This window comes from Microbulbifer echini, from assembly GCF_041447225.1.
In the GTDB taxonomy this organism is placed as follows: domain Bacteria; phylum Pseudomonadota; class Gammaproteobacteria; order Pseudomonadales; family Cellvibrionaceae; genus Microbulbifer; species Microbulbifer echini.
The window spans coordinates 107,795-125,361 of sequence record NZ_JBGMEL010000010.1 but is presented as its reverse complement, the minus strand read 5'-3'; the positions used below and the strand labels follow the sequence as shown (position 1 = coordinate 125,361).

Here is a 17,567-nt window from a genome sequence, read left to right as displayed (position 1 = left end):
TGTTTAGTTTTGCCGGCAAAATTCCCCGATGCGCTGGGCAGCATCTACGCACTCCTCTAGCGTTGCCACCAGGGCTATGCGTACATACTCCTGCCCGGGGTTCACTCCGTCGCTTTCCCGGGCGAGAAAGGCCCCCGGTAGTACGGAGATATTTTGCTGGCGGTACAGCTCGCGGGCGAACTGTTCGCCGTCGCCGACGCGCGGCCACAGATAAAAACTGGCCTGTGGCTTCTGCACTTCGAGGCAGCCATCGAGAACGTCGAGTACCGCGGCAAACTTCTGCCGGTAGAGTGCGCGGTTTTCCCGCACATGCTCCTCATCGCGCCAGGCGGCGATGGAGGCGTATTGGTTTGGCAGCGGCATAGCGCAGCCATGATAAGTGCGGTAGAGCAGAAATTTTTCCAGTAGCTGCGCGTCACCGGCGACAAATCCGGAGCGTAGCCCCGGCAGGTTGGAGCGCTTCGACAAACTGTGAAACACCACGCAGCGGCGGTAGTCCCCACGACCCATCTGTTCGCAGGCCTGCAATAGCCCCGCTGGGGGCGTGTTTTCGTCGAAGTAGAGCTCTGAGTAACACTCGTCCGAGGCAATGGTGAAATCGTAGCGATCCGCCAGTTCGATCAGTTGTTGGAAATCATCGAGTTCTAACAGCGCGCCGGTGGGGTTGCCCGGTGAGCAGAGATACAGCAGTTCACACTGTTGCCAGGCCGACTCGGGAATGGCGTTGAAGTCCGGTTTGAAGTTTGCGCTGGCGAGGCAGTTGATAAAGTGTGGCTCGGCGCCGGCTAGCAGGGCCGCGCCTTCGTAAATTTGGTAGAACGGGTTGGGCATCAGGACCTTGCTGCGCGGCGATACGGTGGCCTGGGCGAAGGCAAACAACGCTTCGCGGGTGCCGTTCACGGGCAATACCTGGGTGTCGGCACATACCCCCGTGAGCTGAAAGCGCACACTCAGCCAGTCGGCGATGGTCTGGCGCAGCAGTTCCAGGCCTTTGGTGAGCGGGTAGGCGGCGATTTTGTCGAGGTGTGCGAGCAGCTCGCTGTGCACAAATTGCGGTGGTGCGTGTTTTGGTTCGCCGATAGAGAGGGCGATATGGGGTTTGCGCGCGGGCTGTAGACCCGCTTTCAAGGCCTGCAGCTTGGTAAAGGGGTAGGGCTGCAACTTGTCCAGGTTTGGATTCATGGCGGTTTGATCTGCTCGTCAATGGTGCTATTGCGGTGCCGTGTGATCGTCCAGCTCCCGACAAATGGCCTCTTCCAGTTCGCGGTTGATGTCGGCGTCACAGAGGGCGTGCCCCCCGGCATCGGTGATATGGAAAATATCTTCAACCCGCTCTCCGAGAGTGGAGATCTTGGCGTTGTGCAGGCGCAGGTCGTGAGTGACAAAGGTGCGCGCAATCAGCGCGAGCAGACCGGGCCTGTCGGCGCTGGTAATTTCCAGCGTGCTGTAGTGATCGCCGGGTTCCGTAGACAGGTGCGCACGGCTCTCCAGTTCAAACATCTTCAGGCGCCGCGGTGTGCGCCGCTGAATAATTTTGGAATAGTCCTCGACCAGCGCCAACTCCTGCTGCAGCGTATCGCGAATTTGCTGTAGGCGCTGAGGTTCGTCGAGCAGGGGTTGGCCGGACTCGTCGAGCACATAAAAAGTATCCAGGGTGTAGCCCGAGGCCGAGTTGTACAGGCGCGCATCGTGCACGCTCAGGTTGAGCATATCGAGCCCGGTAACTACGGCGGCGAATACATTGGCGCGGTCGGGGGTGTAGACGAAAACCTGGGTGGCGCCGTCGTGCTCACCGGGGCCTGAGTTGCGTGTCAGTACCAGGGTGTCGCTGGGCATCAGGGGGCTGTTGCTGTGCAGCTCGTGAATGGCTGCGGTGTGCCAAACGATGTTATCGGCGCTCTCGCGCACGAAGTAATCGTCGCCCATCTGAGCCCAGATATTCTCCATCGAAGCTTCCGGCAGCCCGAGGGCGCACAGTTTTTCCAGTGCTAGGCTGCGGGTTTCCACGATAATTTCCTCGCGGTCGATGGGGTTCTCCAGGCCGCGGCGCAGGGCGTGCTGGGTGGCCTGATAAAGTTGGCGCATTAGGCTGGCGCGCCAGCTATTCCAGAGCTCCGGATTGGTGGCGTTGATGTCCGCCACGGTCAGGGCGTAGAGGTAATCCAGGTGTTCGCGATCCCCCACCTCGCGGGCGAAGGCGTGCACCACTTCCGGGTCGCTGATGTCCTGTTTCTGCGAGACTTGGCTCATCAACAGGTGTTTCTCCACCAGCCAGCACACCAGGCGGCGGTCCCGCGCCGGTAATTGGTGGCGCAGGCAGAATTCACCGGCATCTACCACGCCAAGCTTCGAGTGATCGCCGCCGCGCCCCTTGGCGATATCGTGGTAGAGGCCGGCGATATACAGCAGTTCCGGCTGGCGCAGTCGCTCAAGGATCTCTGCAGCGATAGGGAATTTTTCTCGCGCCTCGGGGCTGCGAAAACTGCGCATGTTACGCACCACCTGCAGTGTGTGAGCATCCACGGTATATATGTGAAAGAGGTCGTGCTGCATCTGCCCTGTGACCCGGCCAAACTCCGGTAAATAGCGCCCGAGGATGCCGTAGCGGGTCATGCGCGACAGCTGTGTGGAGAGCCCGCGCGCGGAGCGCAGCAGTTCCATAAACAATTCGCTGTTGGCTGGGTCTTCGCGAAATTGTTCATTGATGAGAAGTCGGTGTTCGCGAATCAGGCGAATAGTGGAGGCGCGCACCCGGGTAATCTGCGGGTGTCTGGCCATCAGTACAAAAATCTCCAGCAGCGCTGAGGGGTGCTGGTTGAACACCTGTGGGTAAGCGGCTTCGATGGCGCCGCCACGCAGCTGAAAACGCTCGTTGATGGGGGCTACCGTTTGCTCGCTGCCCTGCCGGATCGCTTCCCCTAAAAATTGCAGCAGCACATCGTTGAGTTCGCGCAGGGCCATCACGATGCGGTAATAGTTGTGCATAAACTGTTCAACAGCCAGCTGGGTGTCGCTGTCCTCATAGCCAAACTGTTTGGCCAGCTCTCTCTGGTAGTCGAATAGCAGTCGCTCTTCGGCGCGCCCGGCGAGCAGGTGCAGGCCGTAGCGCACGCGCCACAGGAAACTCTCGCCGGATTGGAGTATGGCGAACTCCTCCTCGGTGAAAAAGGCCTTGCCCTGTAACTGCCTGAGGGTGCGTACGCGGAAATAATATTTGGCGACCCAGGCGATGGTTTGAATATCGCGCAATCCGCCGGGTGAGTTCTTGATATTGGGTTCGAGGATATATTCCGCAGCCTGCTGGCGATTGTGGCGCTCATCCTGCTCGGCGAGTTTGGCGTCGTAAAAGGCCTCGGTGGACCAGAGTTTACCCGCCTCCATCCGCGCGGCCAATTGCTCCCCGGGTTGGCTGTCACCCACCACTGTGCGAGATTCGGTCAGGTTGGTAATTACAGTGATGTCCTCTGCGGCAAGTGCCAGACACTCTTCCACGGTGCGCACCGAGTGGCCAATATCCAGGCCCAAATCCCAGAGAAAAGTGACAAAGCGCTCGATGCTGTCGATCGTGTCGCTATCGGCGCGATCCTCGGTGAGGATCAGCAGGTCGATGTCCGAGTGCGGGTGCAGTTCTCCGCGGCCATAGCCGCCCACGGCGAGGAGGCTGGCGCCGGGCTTCCAGTGGTACTGGTGCCAGGCGTAATGCAGCAGGCAGTCTATAAAGAGTGCGCGCTCACGTACCAGGGTGGCGACATCCTCCCCCTCGCGAAAGCGTTCGGCCATCTGGTGTTCTGCCGCGCCCACTGCGTCCTTAAAAATCTGCAAGGGAAGCTTTTCGCTGGCAGCGAGGTCCCGGCGAAAACGGGTTTGATCGAAGAAGAACGGAGGGTGCTCAAAATAGGGTGTATTGGCCGGCTGCATGGGTGGGGTCCGTTTGACTGTGACCCGCGCGATGGCGGGTCTTTGCATCTTTCCTGGTTTGCGCGGAGGGTGCTAAAACTTCTCCTCGCCGCGCGCGGTCAGCACTTCGACCCCGCTGCTGGTGACAACCATGGTGTGTTCCCACTGCGCCGACAGGCGGCGGTCCTTGGTAATGGCTGTCCAGCCATCGCCAAGAACGCGGGTGGCGGCCTTGCCGGCATTGATCATCGGCTCAATCGTGAAGGTCATGCCCTCTTGCAGGATTTCGCCGGTTCCAGGCTGGCCGTAATGCAGTACCTGGGGTTCTTCGTGGAATACATCGCCAATACCGTGGCCACAAAAGTCGCGTACCACGGTGTAGTAGTTTTTCTCGGCGTGCTGCTGGATTACGTGACCAATATCGCCAAGGCTGGTGCCGGGCCGCACAATTTCAATGGCTTTGTACAAGCACTCCTGAGTGATGCTCACCAGGCGCTCGGCGTGGGCGGCGGGCTTGCCGACGAAGAACATCTTGCTGGTATCCCCGAACCAGCCATCTTTGATCACGGTGACATCAATATTGATGATGTCGCCCTTTTTCAGCACTTTGCTCTCGGACGGTATACCGTGGCAGACCACTTCATTGACCGAGGTGCAAATGGACTTTGGGAAGCCCCGATAGCCGAGGCAGGCGGGAATGGCCTTCTGCACGTTAACGATATGATCGTGGCAGCGGCGATCCAGTTCTTCCGTAGTGACACCGGGAACCACATACTCGCCAATCATTTCCAGGACCTCTGCGGCGAGGCGGCCCGCGATACGCATTTTGGCAATTTGTTCTGGCGTCTTAATGGCTGAGGTCATGCGTGTCCTTAAGTCTTTCTGTGATGGAGATCTATCTGTGAAGGCGGGCCATTGTAGCGGATTGCCGGTGGCGGGGCATAGCGCCTAACGCCCGCGCAGTCGGGCGGGCGTTAGGCGTCGCCATCTGCTCGATATCGGTCCCCGTCCTTCACTCGGCTCGGGGATTGTGGTATAAAGCGCGCCGCTCCGGAATGCTTCCGGGGTGAAAATGCCGCACACGCATCGACACATGTGTCTGGGTGCCCCTCGCAGGGTTGACGCATGGGATGGGTGGAGGACTAACCCGTACATTTAGAGGTTTATTATGCCGCAAGTAAGTATGCGCGATATGCTGCAGGCTGGTGTTCACTTTGGTCACCAGACTCGCTACTGGAATCCGAAGATGGGTCAATTCATCTTTGGCGCTCGCAACAAGATTCACATCATCAACCTGGAGCACACTGTACCGGCTTTCAATGAAGCCCTGCAGGTGGTCAAGGGGATGGCTGCTCAGAAGAAAAAGATTCTGTTTGTTGGCACCAAGCGCGCCGCACAGAAGTCCATCAAAGAGCAGGCTGAGCGCTGTGGCCAGCCTTTCGTCAGCAACCGCTGGCTAGGTGGTATGCTCACCAACTACAAAACCATTCGCGCATCCATCAAGCGTTTCCGTGAGCTGCAGGCTCAGTCTCAGGACGGTACTTTCGAGAAACTGACCAAGAAAGAAGCCCTGATGCGCACCCGCACGATGGAAAAACTCGACCGCTCCATCGGTGGTATTAAAGACATGGGCGGCCTGCCTGACGCGATCTTCGTAATCGACGTTGAGCACGAGCGCATCGCCATTCAGGAAGCTAACAAGCTGGGCATCCCAGTAATCGGCGTTGTCGACACCAACAGCGATCCCGCTGGCGTTGACTACGTAATTCCCGGTAACGACGACGCTATTCGCGCAATCAAGCTGTATACCACTGTTGTGGCTGATGCAGTGCTCGCCGGTGCAGCTGAGGCTGGCAATGCGGTGGCTAAAGACGAGTACGTTGAAGCTAGCGATGACGAAGCTGCTGCAGAGTAATTTGCAGGGCGTAGTGGTGTAACACTTAAGCGTTGCGCTGCGAACTTAAAAAGGGGCCCGAGATTCGGCCCCTTTTTTCTAACTTTTAAGTGACAGAACCCCGAGGAAAGAATCATGGCGATTACCGCGTCTATGGTAAAAGAATTGCGCGAGCGTACCGGCCTGCCGATGATGGAGTGTAAGAAAGCACTTTCAGCAGCAGATGGCGATATCGAAAAGGCGATCGAAGACCTGCGTAAGGCCTCTGGCCTGAAGGCTGCCAAGAAAGCTGGCCGCACCGCCGCAGACGGCGTTGTCGCTGCAAAAGTCGCTGAAGACGGTAGCTTCGGTGTATTGGTTGAAGTGAATTCTGAGACCGACTTTGTTGCTCGCGATGAAAACTTCCAAGCTTTTGTTGCCAAGGTAGTGGAAAAAGCCTTTGCTGATCGTCAGCAGGATATTGCCGCCCTGATGGAAGGTGAGCTGGAGACTGCCCGCGAAGCGCTGGTACAGAAAATCGGTGAGAACATCGGTGTGCGCCGTGTTGAACTGGTTGAGGCTCCAGTCGTCGGTGCTTACGTACACTCCAACAACCGCATTGCTGCTCTGGTAGCCCTGAGCGGTGGCGAGGTGGAGCTGGCGAAAGACGTTGCTATGCACGTAACCGCGGTGAATCCTCAGGTGAACAAACCGGAAGATATGCCTGCTGAGGTCCTGGAGAAAGAGAAGGAGATCATCAAGGCGCAGCCGGATATGGAAGGCAAGCCAGCGGAAATCGTTGAAAAAATGATGGGCGGCCGAATCAAGAAGTTCCTGAAAGAGAACAGCTTGGTAGAGCAGCCTTTCGTTAAGAATCCGGATGTGAGCATTGGTAAACTGGTTAAAGACGCCGGTGCCGATGTGGTTTCTTTCGTGCGCTATGAAGTGGGCGAAGGTATCGAGAAAGAAGAGGTGGACTTCGCTGCAGAAGTAGCTGCACAGGTTAAGTCCTCTTCTTAATTGGTATTAGTGGGTGCCCCGCGCACTCACTCGCCGAGGGGTGCTTCCGCTGTGGCCTTTTTGGTTGCAGCGGGGCACCCCTCTGTGTAAATGAGTGAAAGTGTTGTAATGTTCGGCGGCAATACTTGGCCACTAAACAGGTACATTTGAGAGGACCAGCGAATGCCCGGTATTAAAGACCGCAAATATAAAAGAATTCTGTTAAAGCTCAGCGGCGAAGAGCTGATGGGTGACCAGGGTTTTGGTATCAGCCCAAAAGTGCTGGACAAAATGGCCTTGGAAATTGGCCAGTTGGTGGGCATTGGTGTTCAGGTTGGTCTGGTTGTGGGTGGTGGTAATCTGTTCCGCGGCGCGGCTCTGAGTGCGGCTGGACTCGATCGTGTTACCGGCGATCACATGGGGATGCTGGCCACCGTAATGAATGCCCTGGCCATGCGCGATGCGCTGGAAAGGTCCAATATTTCATCGAGGGTAATGTCCTCTATCCAGATGAGTGGAATCGTGGATCACTATGATCGGCGCGCGGCGATCCGCTACCTGGAACGCGGCGAAGTGTTGATTTTTGCCGCGGGTACCGGCAACCCGTTTTTTACTACCGACTCGGCGGCCTGTTTGCGCGGGATTGAAATCGAGGCGGAGTTGGTGCTAAAAGCCACCAAAGTGGATGGTGTTTACTCGGCAGATCCGGTGCTCGATCCCACCGCCACCCGCTATGACCAGCTGACTTATGATGAAGTGCTCGATAAAAAGCTCGGGGTGATGGACCTGACCGCTATCTGTCTCTGCCGTGAGCACAATATGCCCGTGCGGGTGTTCCGTATGGATAAAGCCGGTGCGCTGCTCAATATTGTCGTGGGCGGCGAGGAAGGCACGCTAATCGAAGAGGAAGTGAAATCGTGATTGAAGGTATCAAAAAAGACGCTAAGACTCGTATGAGTAAGGCGCTCGACGCACTGTCAGGTAATTTCAATAAAATCCGTACCGGCCGTGCGCACCCGAGTATTCTCGACGGTATCCAGGTTTCCTATTACGGCTCCGATGCTCCTTTATCGCAGGTGGCCAATGTCAATGTTGAGGATGCGCGAACACTATCGGTAACCCCCTGGGAAAAAAACCTGGTTCCGGATATCGAAAAGGCAATCATGAAATCTGATCTGGGCCTGAATCCCAGTACTGCGGGCGCGGTTATCCGTATTCCGATGCCGGCTCTGACGGAGGAAACCCGCAAGAACTTTATTCGCCAGGCTCGAGGGGAAGCGGAAACTGCGCGTGTTTCCATTCGCAATATCCGCCGCGATGCACTGGCCGAGGTGAAATCTCTGCTCAAGGATAAGAAAATTTCCGAGGATGACGAGCGCCGCGCAGGTGACGATATCCAGAAAATCACCGATCAGTTCGTTGCGGATGTAGATAAAGCACTCGCAGCCAAAGAAAAAGATCTGATGGAAATTTAATGGGTAGCAGAGGTACCGAGCTGAATTGTCCCGGCCCCCGGCATATTGCCATTATTATGGATGGCAACGGGCGCTGGGCCGCCCGCCGTGGGCTTTCCCCCTCGGCGGGGCATAAGGCTGGGGTTGAACGTATACGGGATCTCTTGACTGCGTGCAGGAGCAGAGGTGTTGAGGCGCTAACATTGTTCGCGTTTTCCAGTGAAAACTGGCAGCGGCCTCCCAAGGAGGTGGAACTCTTGATGAGTTTGTTCCACTCCTATCTGCGTAAGGAAGCCCGACGTATGCGCGATGAGGGTGTGCGATTGCGGGTAATTGGCCGCAGAGACCGCTTTTCGTCGCGGCTGCAGCGCGCTATCGAGGAAGCGGAAGAGATTACTCGCGATTGTGATCAGGGTGATCTGGTAATTGCAGCCGACTATGGCGGCCGCTGGGATATTGCTCAGGCCGCGAGGCGGCTTGCTGAGGAGGTGACCCGCGGTGAGCGCTCCCTCGACGCTATCGATGAAGACGCAGTCGACAGCCATATTCAGCTCGCCGATTTGCCACCAGTGGATCTACTGATAAGATCCAGCGGCGAGCAGCGTATCAGTAACTTTATCCTCTGGCAGGCGGCTTATAGTGAGTTGTTTTTTACCGATACGCTATGGCCAGACTTTGATGAGGCCGCCCTTGATGAGGCGATAGAAGTATTTCAGCAGCGCGACCGGCGTTTTGGCGGGCGGGCTGAGGATGACGGCACAGCTGTGCAGGCTTGATTGAAATCGGGCCAGATGCGCGGCTATTTTTTTGTCCGCGAATAATTTTAGGAATATTACACCGGGGTACTCGAGGTCGCTAAGTAAAAGCAGGCGGAGTACGGGTCCAGATGAAAGGGGTTTTCGGTGCTGAAACAAAGAATAATTACTGCGCTGGTATTGCTGGTACTTTTCGCTGGAGTTTTGTTCCTGCTGCCAATGCAGTGGTACACGCTGGTTTTTGTCGCGGTGATACTGCTCGGCGGTTGGGAGTGGGCCAATCTCTCCAATCTCAATCGCGCACTGCGCTTTGTGTTTCTCGCGGCGTTGGGTACGACGTTAGTAGCCACTGCTGAATACGTGTTTGCGATGGACTTCAGTTCGCCGGATATCGACCGGGCACGCCAGATATTGGCGATAGCCTGTGGTTGGTGGGCGCTCGCTTTCCTTTGGGTGCAGAGCTACCCCGCGAGTGCCGTGCTCTGGGGGAATCGCTGGGTGCGCGGCCTGGTTGGGTTGGTGGTGTTGGTACCCAGCTGGCTGTCGCTGGTTATTTTGAGGGGGCTCGATCACGGGGCTTGGTTGGTACTCTATGTGGTCGCTATTGTCGTTGCAGCGGATGTGGGCGCTTACTTCGTTGGGCGTAAGTTTGGAAAGCGAAAGTTGGCTCGCGAAGTGAGCCCGGGAAAATCCTGGGAGGGCTTTTTTGGCGGTCTCGGCGCCTGCCTGATTCTCGCCCTTATCACCTCTTATCTGTTTGAACTCCCGCTCAAAAACACCCTGCTGTTTTCGTTTGGTGTTCTGGTGACTGCGCTCGCTTCAGTGATTGGGGATCTGCTGGAAAGTATGTTCAAGCGGCACCGGGGCATTAAGGACAGTAGCCATATACTGCCTGGGCACGGCGGCGTCATGGATCGCCTGGATAGCCTGACTGCGGCACTGCCCGTTTTCACTATGGCAGCACTGGCTAGCGAGCTGCCCAAGTATCTTTAACGGCTAGGCCGCCCTATATATTGTATCTAGTACCCCGAGGGGTATCGGCGCTTTCTGTCGGTACTCCGGTCTGGGGTGCAAGATGTTTCGTAGGTATTTCGAACGCTTATGCAAAGCCAATCTCCACAAGTTGTCACTGTTCTTGGCTCCACAGGTTCTATTGGTGTGAGTACTCTGGATGTACTCGCGCGCCACCCTCAGCGCTACTCCATTTACGCCCTTACTGCTCGCGATCGAGTGGCAGAACTGGCCCAGCAGTGCAGGAAATTGAATCCGCGCTATGCGGTGGTGACCAGAGAGGATCGTGCGGAGGAGTTGCGTAGCCTGCTGGGCGGAGAGGTCTCTACGGAAGTATTGTGGGGAGCGGATGGGCTTTCTCATGTGGCCTCTGCCGATGAGGTGGATACCGTGATGGCGGCGATTGTCGGCGCTGCGGGTTTGCGGCCAACCCTCGCGGCAGTCGAGGCAGGCAAAAAGGTATTACTCGCCAACAAAGAGGCGCTGGTGATGGCCGGCCCGGTGTTTCTACGAGCGCTGCGGGCTGGCGGATCCCAGTTGCTGCCGGTCGACAGTGAGCACAATGCAATTTTCCAGTGCCTGCCATACCCGTGCGAGAGCCTGGAAGAGGCGGGCGTCGATAAGATATTGCTGACCGGTTCCGGAGGGCCATTTCGCACACGCGAGGCGAAAGACCTGCACCGAGTAACACCGGAGGAGGCCTGTGCACATCCGAACTGGTCGATGGGACGGAAGATTTCCGTCGACTCTGCCACCATGATGAACAAAGGGCTGGAGTTTATCGAGGCCTGTTACCTGTTCAATGCCCACCCCGAGCAAATAGAGGTGGTCGTTCACCCTCAGAGTATCGTGCATTCGATGGTGCAATATCGGGATGGCTCACTACTGGCGCAAATGGGCAATCCCGATATGCGCACACCTATCGCCCATGCACTGGCGTTTCCAGCGCGGATTGACGCGGGGGTTTCCGCTCTCGACCTGATAGGTCAGGGTCGCTTAGACTTTGAGGCGCCGAATTATCAGCGCTTTCCCTGCCTGCGTTTGGCACGTGAGGCTATGGATGCGGGAGGCGGGGCGCCGACGGTGCTGAATGCGGCCAACGAAGTGGCCGTCGAGGCGTTTTTACAGGGCCGGCTGGCATTTACTAGTATTGCAGCGGCTATAGAAAAAGTAATGAATAGCGCCCCCGCTGTTGAACTGACAGGGCTGGATGTAGTCGAAGCCATTGATCTCAATGCGCGGGAGTTGGCCCAGCAGGTTGTTGGAGCCCTTTAATCACGCTGCTGGGCATATAATGCCGGGGTTTGCGCATGAAAAGAGACTGTAACTGAGTATGGATCTGATTCAGACGGTAATTTGGGCCCTGGTGGCTCTCGGCATACTGGTATCCTTCCACGAGTTTGGACACTTCCTCGTAGCGCGGCTCTGTGGAGTCAGGGTGCTGCGCTTTTCTGTGGGCTTTGGCCGCCGCCTATTTTCCCGCTATGACCGCCACGGTACCGAATTTGCGATCTCCGCAATCCCCCTCGGCGGCTACGTAAAAATGTTGGATGAGCGGGAGGGGCCTGTCGCCGCTCATGAGCTGGATCAGGCCTTTAATCGCAAGAGCGTGTGGGCGCGCATGGCGATTGCTGCAGCGGGGCCTGCGGCCAATTTTCTCCTGGCAATTGTTCTGTTTTGGGTGGTTTTCATGGGCGGCACGGCGGGGCCCGTACCCATAGTGGATAGCGTCAAGCCGGATAGTATCGCCGAGGCGGCGGGGCTGGAGAGTGGGCAGGAAATTATCGCGGTGGATGGAGAGCCCACGCCAACCTGGCAGGCGCTCAATTGGCGCCTGGCCAATCGTCTGGGGGAGAGTGGAGCGATAGAGTTCTCCGTGCGCTATCCGGATTCGAATCTCGAGTATCATATGGTCGCGGATATCAATCGCTGGCTCTCCGGGCGCGAAGTGCCTGACCCCCTCGGTGAAGTGGGCCTTGGTCTCTGGACCCCGCCGATCAGTATGACGCTACACCATGTTCAGGAGGGCAGCGCTGCCAGCGCCGCAGGGCTGCAAGCGGGCGATAAGATTGTGGGGACTGATGGTCGCAGCTTCTCCGGTTGGGAAGAGTGGAGCAAGTATGTACGCGCTCGCGCAGGAGAGCCCCTGCGGGTGGCTATTGAGCGAGAGGGGCAGCGTTTGACTCTGCCGGTGACCCCGGCGGAAGTGACGCTCGATAGCGGTGAGCGTGTCGGCCGGATTGGAGTACAGCCAGTGACTGAGTCCTGGCCTGAAGAGCGTGTAAGAGTTTTTCACTACGGAGTGGCGGGTGCCTTTTCACAGGGGGTGCAGGAAACCTGGGATAAGACGCTGTTTACACTAAATAGCTTAAAAAAGTTGATATTTGGTCAACTTTCAACCAAAAACTTGAGTGGCCCAATCACCATTGCTAAAGTGGCGGGTACTTCTGCAGAGAGGGGATGGCAGTCCTTTCTTTCGCTATTGGCGCTGCTCAGTATCAGTCTCGGTGTACTCAACCTGTTGCCCATTCCGGTACTCGATGGTGGTCACCTTCTCTACTACGGTATTGAGGCGATCAAGGGATCCCCTGTGTCGGAGCGGGTGCAGGTGATTGGTCTGCAGGTGGGGATGGCCCTGGTGCTCTGTATTATGGGGCTGGCCCTGTATAACGATATTTTGCGTTTGTAATTTGATGAAATGCTCCTGTTCCATGGAATGTGAACGGAAAATTGTGCTGGGGATCTGGGCGCTCACAGGGTGCTTGGAATCCTGGGTTGCGAATAAAAAGACTCGGAATTAGTAGATGAAAGATTTCCTGAAAGCGGCCTCCCTCGGCCTGATGCTGCCTTTAAGTGCAATAGCCCAGTCGTTCGTGGTCAATGATATTCGCGTGGAAGGATTGCAACGCGTCTCTGCCGGCACAGTTTTCTCTGCGCTTCCCGTGCGCGTAGGCGATGAAATTGAATCTGTGGAAATTCAGAGTGCCACCCGGGCCCTGTTCCGAACTGGATATTTTGAGGATATTCAGATTGGTCGCGAAAATGGCGTGCTGGTGGTCACGGTGCGAGAGCGTCCCGCCATTTCCAAGATCGAAATTACTGGCAACAAAGCCATCGCCACTGAAGACCTGATGAAGGGTATGCAGGATAACGGTCTGTCTGAGGGGCAGATTTTCAAGCGTGCCACCCTCGAAGGTCTGGCCCAGGAGCTTGAACGCCAGTATGTGGCCCAGGGGCGATATGGCGCCAGCGTTAAGACGGAAGTGAAAGAGCTGCCGCGCAACCAGGTCGAGCTGCGGGTTATCGTGGATGAGGGCTCAGTCGCGGCTATTAAGCACATCAATGTTGTTGGCAACCGGGCATTTTCCGATGAGGAACTGGCGGAAATCTTCGAATTGCAGACGACTGGCTGGTTGTCCTGGCTGCGCAGCGACGACAAGTATTCCCGTGAAAAGCTCACCGGCGATCTGGAGCGTTTGGAGTCCTACTATCTCGACCGCGGTTACCTGGATTTCCAGATCGAGTCCACCCAGGTTTCCCTAAGCCCCGACAAACAGAGTGTTTTTATCACGGTCAATGTTAGGGAGGGGGATGTTTACACCGTTAACGAGGTAGATCTCGCCGGTGATCCCGTCGTATCGGAAGAGGAAATTAAACGGTTGTTACTGGTGCGCGAAGGGCAGACCTTCTCCCAAATCCGAATGACCACAACTTCCGATTATATTACCAAACGCCTGGGTAACGAGGGTTATACCTTTGCCGAGGTGAACGGTATCCCAGAGGCTAATAAAGAAGAGAAAACGGTAAAAATTACCTTCTTTATCAATCCGGGTAAGCGCGCCTATGTGCGCCGAATCAATTTCCGCGGAAACACTCGTACCTCCGATGAGGTCCTGCGCCGCGAGATGCGTCAAATGGAATCGGCCTCCGCTTCCTCCGCGCGTATCGAGCAATCCAAGGTGCGCCTGGAGCGCCTCGGCTACTTTAAAGGCGTCGAAGTTGAAACCTCCGAGGTGCCGGGTACTTCGGACCAGATCGATGTGGAGTATAATGTTGAAGAGCAGCCCTCGGGTTCTATCGGCGGAACCATCGGTTGGGCCCAGAGCAGCGGTCTGGTGCTCGGTGGTAATATCCAGGAGAATAACTGGCTCGGCACCGGCAAGTCGGTAGGTATTGGCGTTAATGTTTCTACTTACCAGACAGCTTTAAATTTCTCTTATCTCGATCCCTACTTCACTCCGGATGGCGTGAGCCGCGGTTTTAACGTTTTCTACAGGGAAAACGATTACTCTGAAGTCAACCTGTCGGATTACAACACTACAAGCTATGGCGGTGGTGTCAGCTTCGGCTATCCGATGTCAGAAATCTCCCGTGTTGGTTTGAATATTAATTTTAGTCATTTGGAGCTTTCGGCTTCGAGTGGTTCTGTGCAGGAAATACAGTCAAGCCCGTCTCTTATAGATGACACTTTATTGGAGGGAATAACATCTCTTAATGCCCAGCAGATAATTGCAGATGCTAATGATGGAATTGCGGCGAATCTGGCAATGGATATTGACCTCGATCAATTTAACACTTCGGCGGATGGTTTTATTGATCGATATGGAGATGCCTTCAACAGTTTAAGCCTGACTGCGTCTTATGCGCGCTCAACTTTGAATAGGGGTATCCTGGCAACCCGAGGGGCTTCCCAGAATTTTTCTGCAGAATTTACTGTGCCGGGTAGTGATCTTGAATACTACAAATTTATTTACACCGGTCAGTATTTCCGTCCACTAACTAAGAGCTTAACTTTACGTCTGCGTACACGACTGGGTTACGGAGACGGTTATGGTGATCTCGATCAGCTGCCGTTCTTTGAGAATTTTTATGCGGGTGGTTTTGGCTCAGTACGCGGCTTTAAGCGCAATACCTTGGGTCCACGCTCAACTCCAGCTGAGTTCTATACGCGACTACCTTGTGCGACGGATGGTGAGATTATTACCGAGTATTGTTATGAAACCGACGGTGACGGAAATTTGTTGGTAGGCCAGAATGGTGATGCAGATCCTTTCGGTGGCAATATCCTAGTCGAAGGTAGTGCAGAGGTTATCTTCCCTCTGCCTTTTATTAAAGACCAGCGCTCCCTGCAGTCGGCCTTTTTTATCGATGCGGGTAATGTTTTCGATACCAGTTGTGATGAAACCCAGATTAATTGTTACGACGTAGATTTCGGTAATATGAATGTTTCCGCGGGTATTGGCTTGACTTGGGTTACCGGTTTTGGCCCACTGACCTTCAGTCTGGCTAAGGCCTTAAAAGAGAACGATGACGATGAAACCGAAGTGTTCCAGTTTACCCTGGGCAATAGCTTCTAAGTTTATCGGACGTAAATAGATTGAGCGCATCTGCTGCGCATAAAAAATAAAATCAATTGGAGAGACCAAAGTGCTTAAGAATGTAAAAGTTATCGCCGTTCTGCTGGCTGGTATAACCCTGTCTGGCGCCACTCTGGCGCAGACCAAGGTTGCAGTATTTAACCTGCAGGCTGCGATTATGAGCACCGATGTGGCCAAAACCAAGGTCAATTCATTGAAGACCAGCTCCGAATATTCCAAGCTGCAAAGCAGTGCCGAATCTATTCGCTCCGAGTTACAAAAAATGGCCGAAGACGCGCAGAAAAATAGCGTAACCTGGTCCGATGAACAAAAGACTGAATATCAGCGCAAGATGAATTTCAAGCGTTCCGATTTCGAAACCACAGTCAAGAAGCTGCGCGCGATGGAGGCGCAAGTGGGTCAGGAAATTCAGGGCTCTTTGGGAGCAAAGGCCAAAACGGCGTTGGAAGCTATTATTAAGGAGCAGAATCTGGACTTGGTATTGGATGCCTCCTCTGCTTACTTTGCCAATCCTTCGGTCAACCTGACCGAGGCTGTTGTAAAGCGTATGAACGCTGATAAGTAATCGATAGCTTTTTATGAGAGACAATTTGTCGTTGGCCCAGCTTGCACTAGAGCTGGGCGCCGAGTTGCGTCTGGCTCCTGGGGTCGACGCGGCTCACGAGATTTCAGGTCTTAGCACTCTGCAAGATGGTAAACCGGACCAGCTAACCTTCCTGGCAAACCCTAATTATCGTCGCTTTCTTAAGACCACCTCCGCTGGTGCGGTTTTGGTGACCGCTGAGTTTGCGGATGGGTGTCCTGTCAGCGCTCTGTGTGTAGACAACCCCTATTTGGCTTTTGCCAAGGCTAGCGCTCTGTTTAACACGGCTCCGCTAGTCGAGGTGGGTGTTCATCCCAGTGCAGTAATCCATCCGGATGCTGAAGTGGACCCCTGTGCCAGTGTTGCCGCCGGTGCGGTGGTGGAGGCCTTTGCAAAAATTGGTCCCAGAGCATCGGTTGGTGCTAACTGCTTTGTTGGAGAGGGAAGTACTCTCGGTGAGGGGAGCTGCCTCTATGCCGGTGCAATTCTGCATCACGGTTGCCAGGTCGGACGGGATGCCATTATTCATAGCCATGCCGTTATTGGCGCCGATGGTTTTGGCTTTGCGCTTCATCAGCGGGAGTGGATCAAAATTTATCAGCTCGGTGGTGTTCAGGTCGGCGATGAAGTTGAGGTAGGTGCCAATACTTGCGTGGATCGTGGAGCGCTTGGCGATACCGTGATTGGGCGTGGAGTCAAGATCGACAATCTGGTCCAAATCGCGCACAATGTGCAGATTGGTGACTACTCAGCCATTGCCGCATGTACTGGAATTGCCGGCAGCGCAATCGTAGGAAAGCACTGCACTCTGGGCGGAAGCTCCCGTATAGCCGGGCATGTGACAATTGCCGATGGCTGTCAGGTTACCGCCAATACTTTTGTGACCAAATCCATCGATAGTCCGGGGGTTTACTCCGGTGGCTTGCCTTTTGCCGACAGCCAGTCTTGGCGTCGAAACGCAGTGCGCTTTAGCCAGCTGGATAAGATGGCGCGAAGGCTGAAAGATTTAGAGAAGCAGCTGGCGATGTTGTCCTGTACTAAGGACGAATAACTCGGCTGCTATTACGAGAAACAATTTTGTGTTGCTGTTTTCGGGGCGTTTAACGCCCCGAAGTGGTTTCTGGGGGCATTTGGAATGATGGATGTAACTGAGATTCGTGAGTACCTGCCACATCGCTATCCATTTTTATTGGTGGATCGTGTTGTGGAGCTTGAGGAAGGAAAATTTATTAAGGGGTATAAAAATATCTCTGTCAATGAAGAGTTGTTTAACGGTCACTTTCCGCAAATGCCGATTTTTCCCGGTGTCATGATCGTTGAAGCTCTAGCCCAGGTTTCTGGGATTCTCGGCTTTAAAACATTTGGCAAAAAGCCTGAGGACGGCTATCTCTACTTATTCGGCGGTGTCGATAAGGCCCGTTTTAAGCGGCAGGTGGTTCCGGGTGATCGGTTGGATTTGGAGTCCGAGGCCGTGCTGGTGCGTCGGAATATCTGGAAGTTTTCCACCAAAGCCAGTGTCGATGGTGAGCTGGCAGCGTCCGCAGATCTTTTGTGCGCTGTGAAGCAGGTTGAGAAGCTGTAGACCTCTGTTGGTCATTGGCTTGAGTAACTGCGCTG

General features: G+C 55.1%; 15 protein-coding genes. 12 read left to right on the top strand and 3 right to left on the bottom strand.

What is annotated here, in order from left to right; all coding sequences use genetic code 11:
• Positions 1 to 3 precede the first annotated feature (3 nt).
• The 3 genes from dapC to map form a co-directional block, all read right to left on the bottom strand.
• Positions 4 to 1,182: a succinyldiaminopimelate transaminase gene (gene dapC / locus ACCI51_RS11600; RefSeq protein ID WP_371843679.1), complete on the bottom strand. Its 1,179-nt coding sequence runs from the start codon at positions 1,180 to 1,182 to the stop codon at positions 4 to 6.
• 27 nt (positions 1,183 to 1,209) lie between these two features.
• Complete coding sequence (locus ACCI51_RS11595; protein WP_371843725.1) at positions 1,210 to 3,918, bottom strand: [protein-PII] uridylyltransferase; 2,709 nt, start codon at positions 3,916 to 3,918, stop codon at positions 1,210 to 1,212.
• A 72-nt stretch (positions 3,919 to 3,990) separates the two neighbouring features.
• The gene (gene map / locus ACCI51_RS11590; RefSeq protein ID WP_371843678.1) at positions 3,991 to 4,761 is read right to left on the bottom strand and encodes a type I methionyl aminopeptidase; all 771 of its coding nucleotides are present in this window, start codon (positions 4,759 to 4,761) and stop codon (positions 3,991 to 3,993) included.
• A gap of 304 nt (positions 4,762 to 5,065) precedes the next feature.
• Here map and rpsB point away from each other — a divergent pair, with 304 nt between their 5' ends.
• From rpsB to fabZ, 12 genes are all read left to right on the top strand, one after another.
• Entirely contained in the window at positions 5,066 to 5,812 is a 747-nt protein-coding gene (rpsB, locus tag ACCI51_RS11585; RefSeq protein WP_371843677.1) for a 30S ribosomal protein S2, read from the top strand.
• Positions 5,813 to 5,926: 114 nt separating this feature from the next.
• Positions 5,927 to 6,790: a translation elongation factor Ts gene (gene tsf / locus ACCI51_RS11580; protein WP_299584407.1), complete on the top strand. Its 864-nt coding sequence runs from the start codon at positions 5,927 to 5,929 to the stop codon at positions 6,788 to 6,790.
• A gap of 162 nt (positions 6,791 to 6,952) precedes the next feature.
• On the top strand, positions 6,953 to 7,690 hold the full coding sequence (gene pyrH, locus ACCI51_RS11575) for a UMP kinase (RefSeq protein ID WP_299584404.1): 738 nt from the start codon (positions 6,953 to 6,955) through the stop codon (positions 7,688 to 7,690).
• Positions 7,687 to 8,244, top strand: a complete 558-nt coding sequence (gene frr / locus ACCI51_RS11570; RefSeq protein ID WP_371843676.1) for a ribosome recycling factor — start codon at positions 7,687 to 7,689, stop codon at positions 8,242 to 8,244. Before pyrH ends, frr begins: the two co-directional genes overlap by 4 nt.
• The gene (gene uppS / locus ACCI51_RS11565) at positions 8,244 to 8,999 is read left to right on the top strand and encodes a polyprenyl diphosphate synthase (RefSeq protein WP_371843674.1); all 756 of its coding nucleotides are present in this window, start codon (positions 8,244 to 8,246) and stop codon (positions 8,997 to 8,999) included. The genes frr and uppS overlap by 1 nt, the downstream gene beginning before the upstream one ends.
• 126 nt (positions 9,000 to 9,125) lie before the next feature.
• Positions 9,126 to 9,971, top strand: a complete 846-nt coding sequence (locus ACCI51_RS11560) for a phosphatidate cytidylyltransferase (RefSeq protein WP_299584395.1) — start codon at positions 9,126 to 9,128, stop codon at positions 9,969 to 9,971.
• Positions 9,972 to 10,079: 108 nt separating this feature from the next.
• Positions 10,080 to 11,264 (top strand): 1-deoxy-D-xylulose-5-phosphate reductoisomerase, encoded by a 1,185-nt coding sequence (gene ispC / locus ACCI51_RS11555; RefSeq protein ID WP_371843672.1) that lies wholly within the window; start codon positions 10,080 to 10,082, stop codon positions 11,262 to 11,264.
• 58 nt (positions 11,265 to 11,322) lie between these two features.
• Positions 11,323 to 12,678, top strand: a complete 1,356-nt coding sequence (gene rseP, locus ACCI51_RS11550) for an RIP metalloprotease RseP (protein ID WP_371843670.1) — start codon at positions 11,323 to 11,325, stop codon at positions 12,676 to 12,678.
• A 115-nt stretch (positions 12,679 to 12,793) separates the two neighbouring features.
• Positions 12,794 to 15,346, top strand: coding sequence for an outer membrane protein assembly factor BamA (bamA, locus tag ACCI51_RS11545; protein ID WP_371843669.1), 2,553 nt, complete (start codon positions 12,794 to 12,796; stop codon positions 15,344 to 15,346).
• A gap of 70 nt (positions 15,347 to 15,416) precedes the next feature.
• The gene (locus ACCI51_RS11540; protein WP_371843668.1) at positions 15,417 to 15,932 is read left to right on the top strand and encodes an OmpH family outer membrane protein; all 516 of its coding nucleotides are present in this window, start codon (positions 15,417 to 15,419) and stop codon (positions 15,930 to 15,932) included.
• Between the two features lie 25 nt (positions 15,933 to 15,957).
• Entirely contained in the window at positions 15,958 to 17,001 is a 1,044-nt protein-coding gene (lpxD, locus tag ACCI51_RS11535) for a UDP-3-O-(3-hydroxymyristoyl)glucosamine N-acyltransferase (protein WP_371843666.1), read from the top strand.
• An 84-nt stretch (positions 17,002 to 17,085) separates the two neighbouring features.
• Positions 17,086 to 17,532, top strand: a complete 447-nt coding sequence (gene fabZ / locus ACCI51_RS11530) for a 3-hydroxyacyl-ACP dehydratase FabZ (protein ID WP_299584376.1) — start codon at positions 17,086 to 17,088, stop codon at positions 17,530 to 17,532.
• The last annotated feature ends 35 nt before the right edge of the window (positions 17,533 to 17,567 follow it).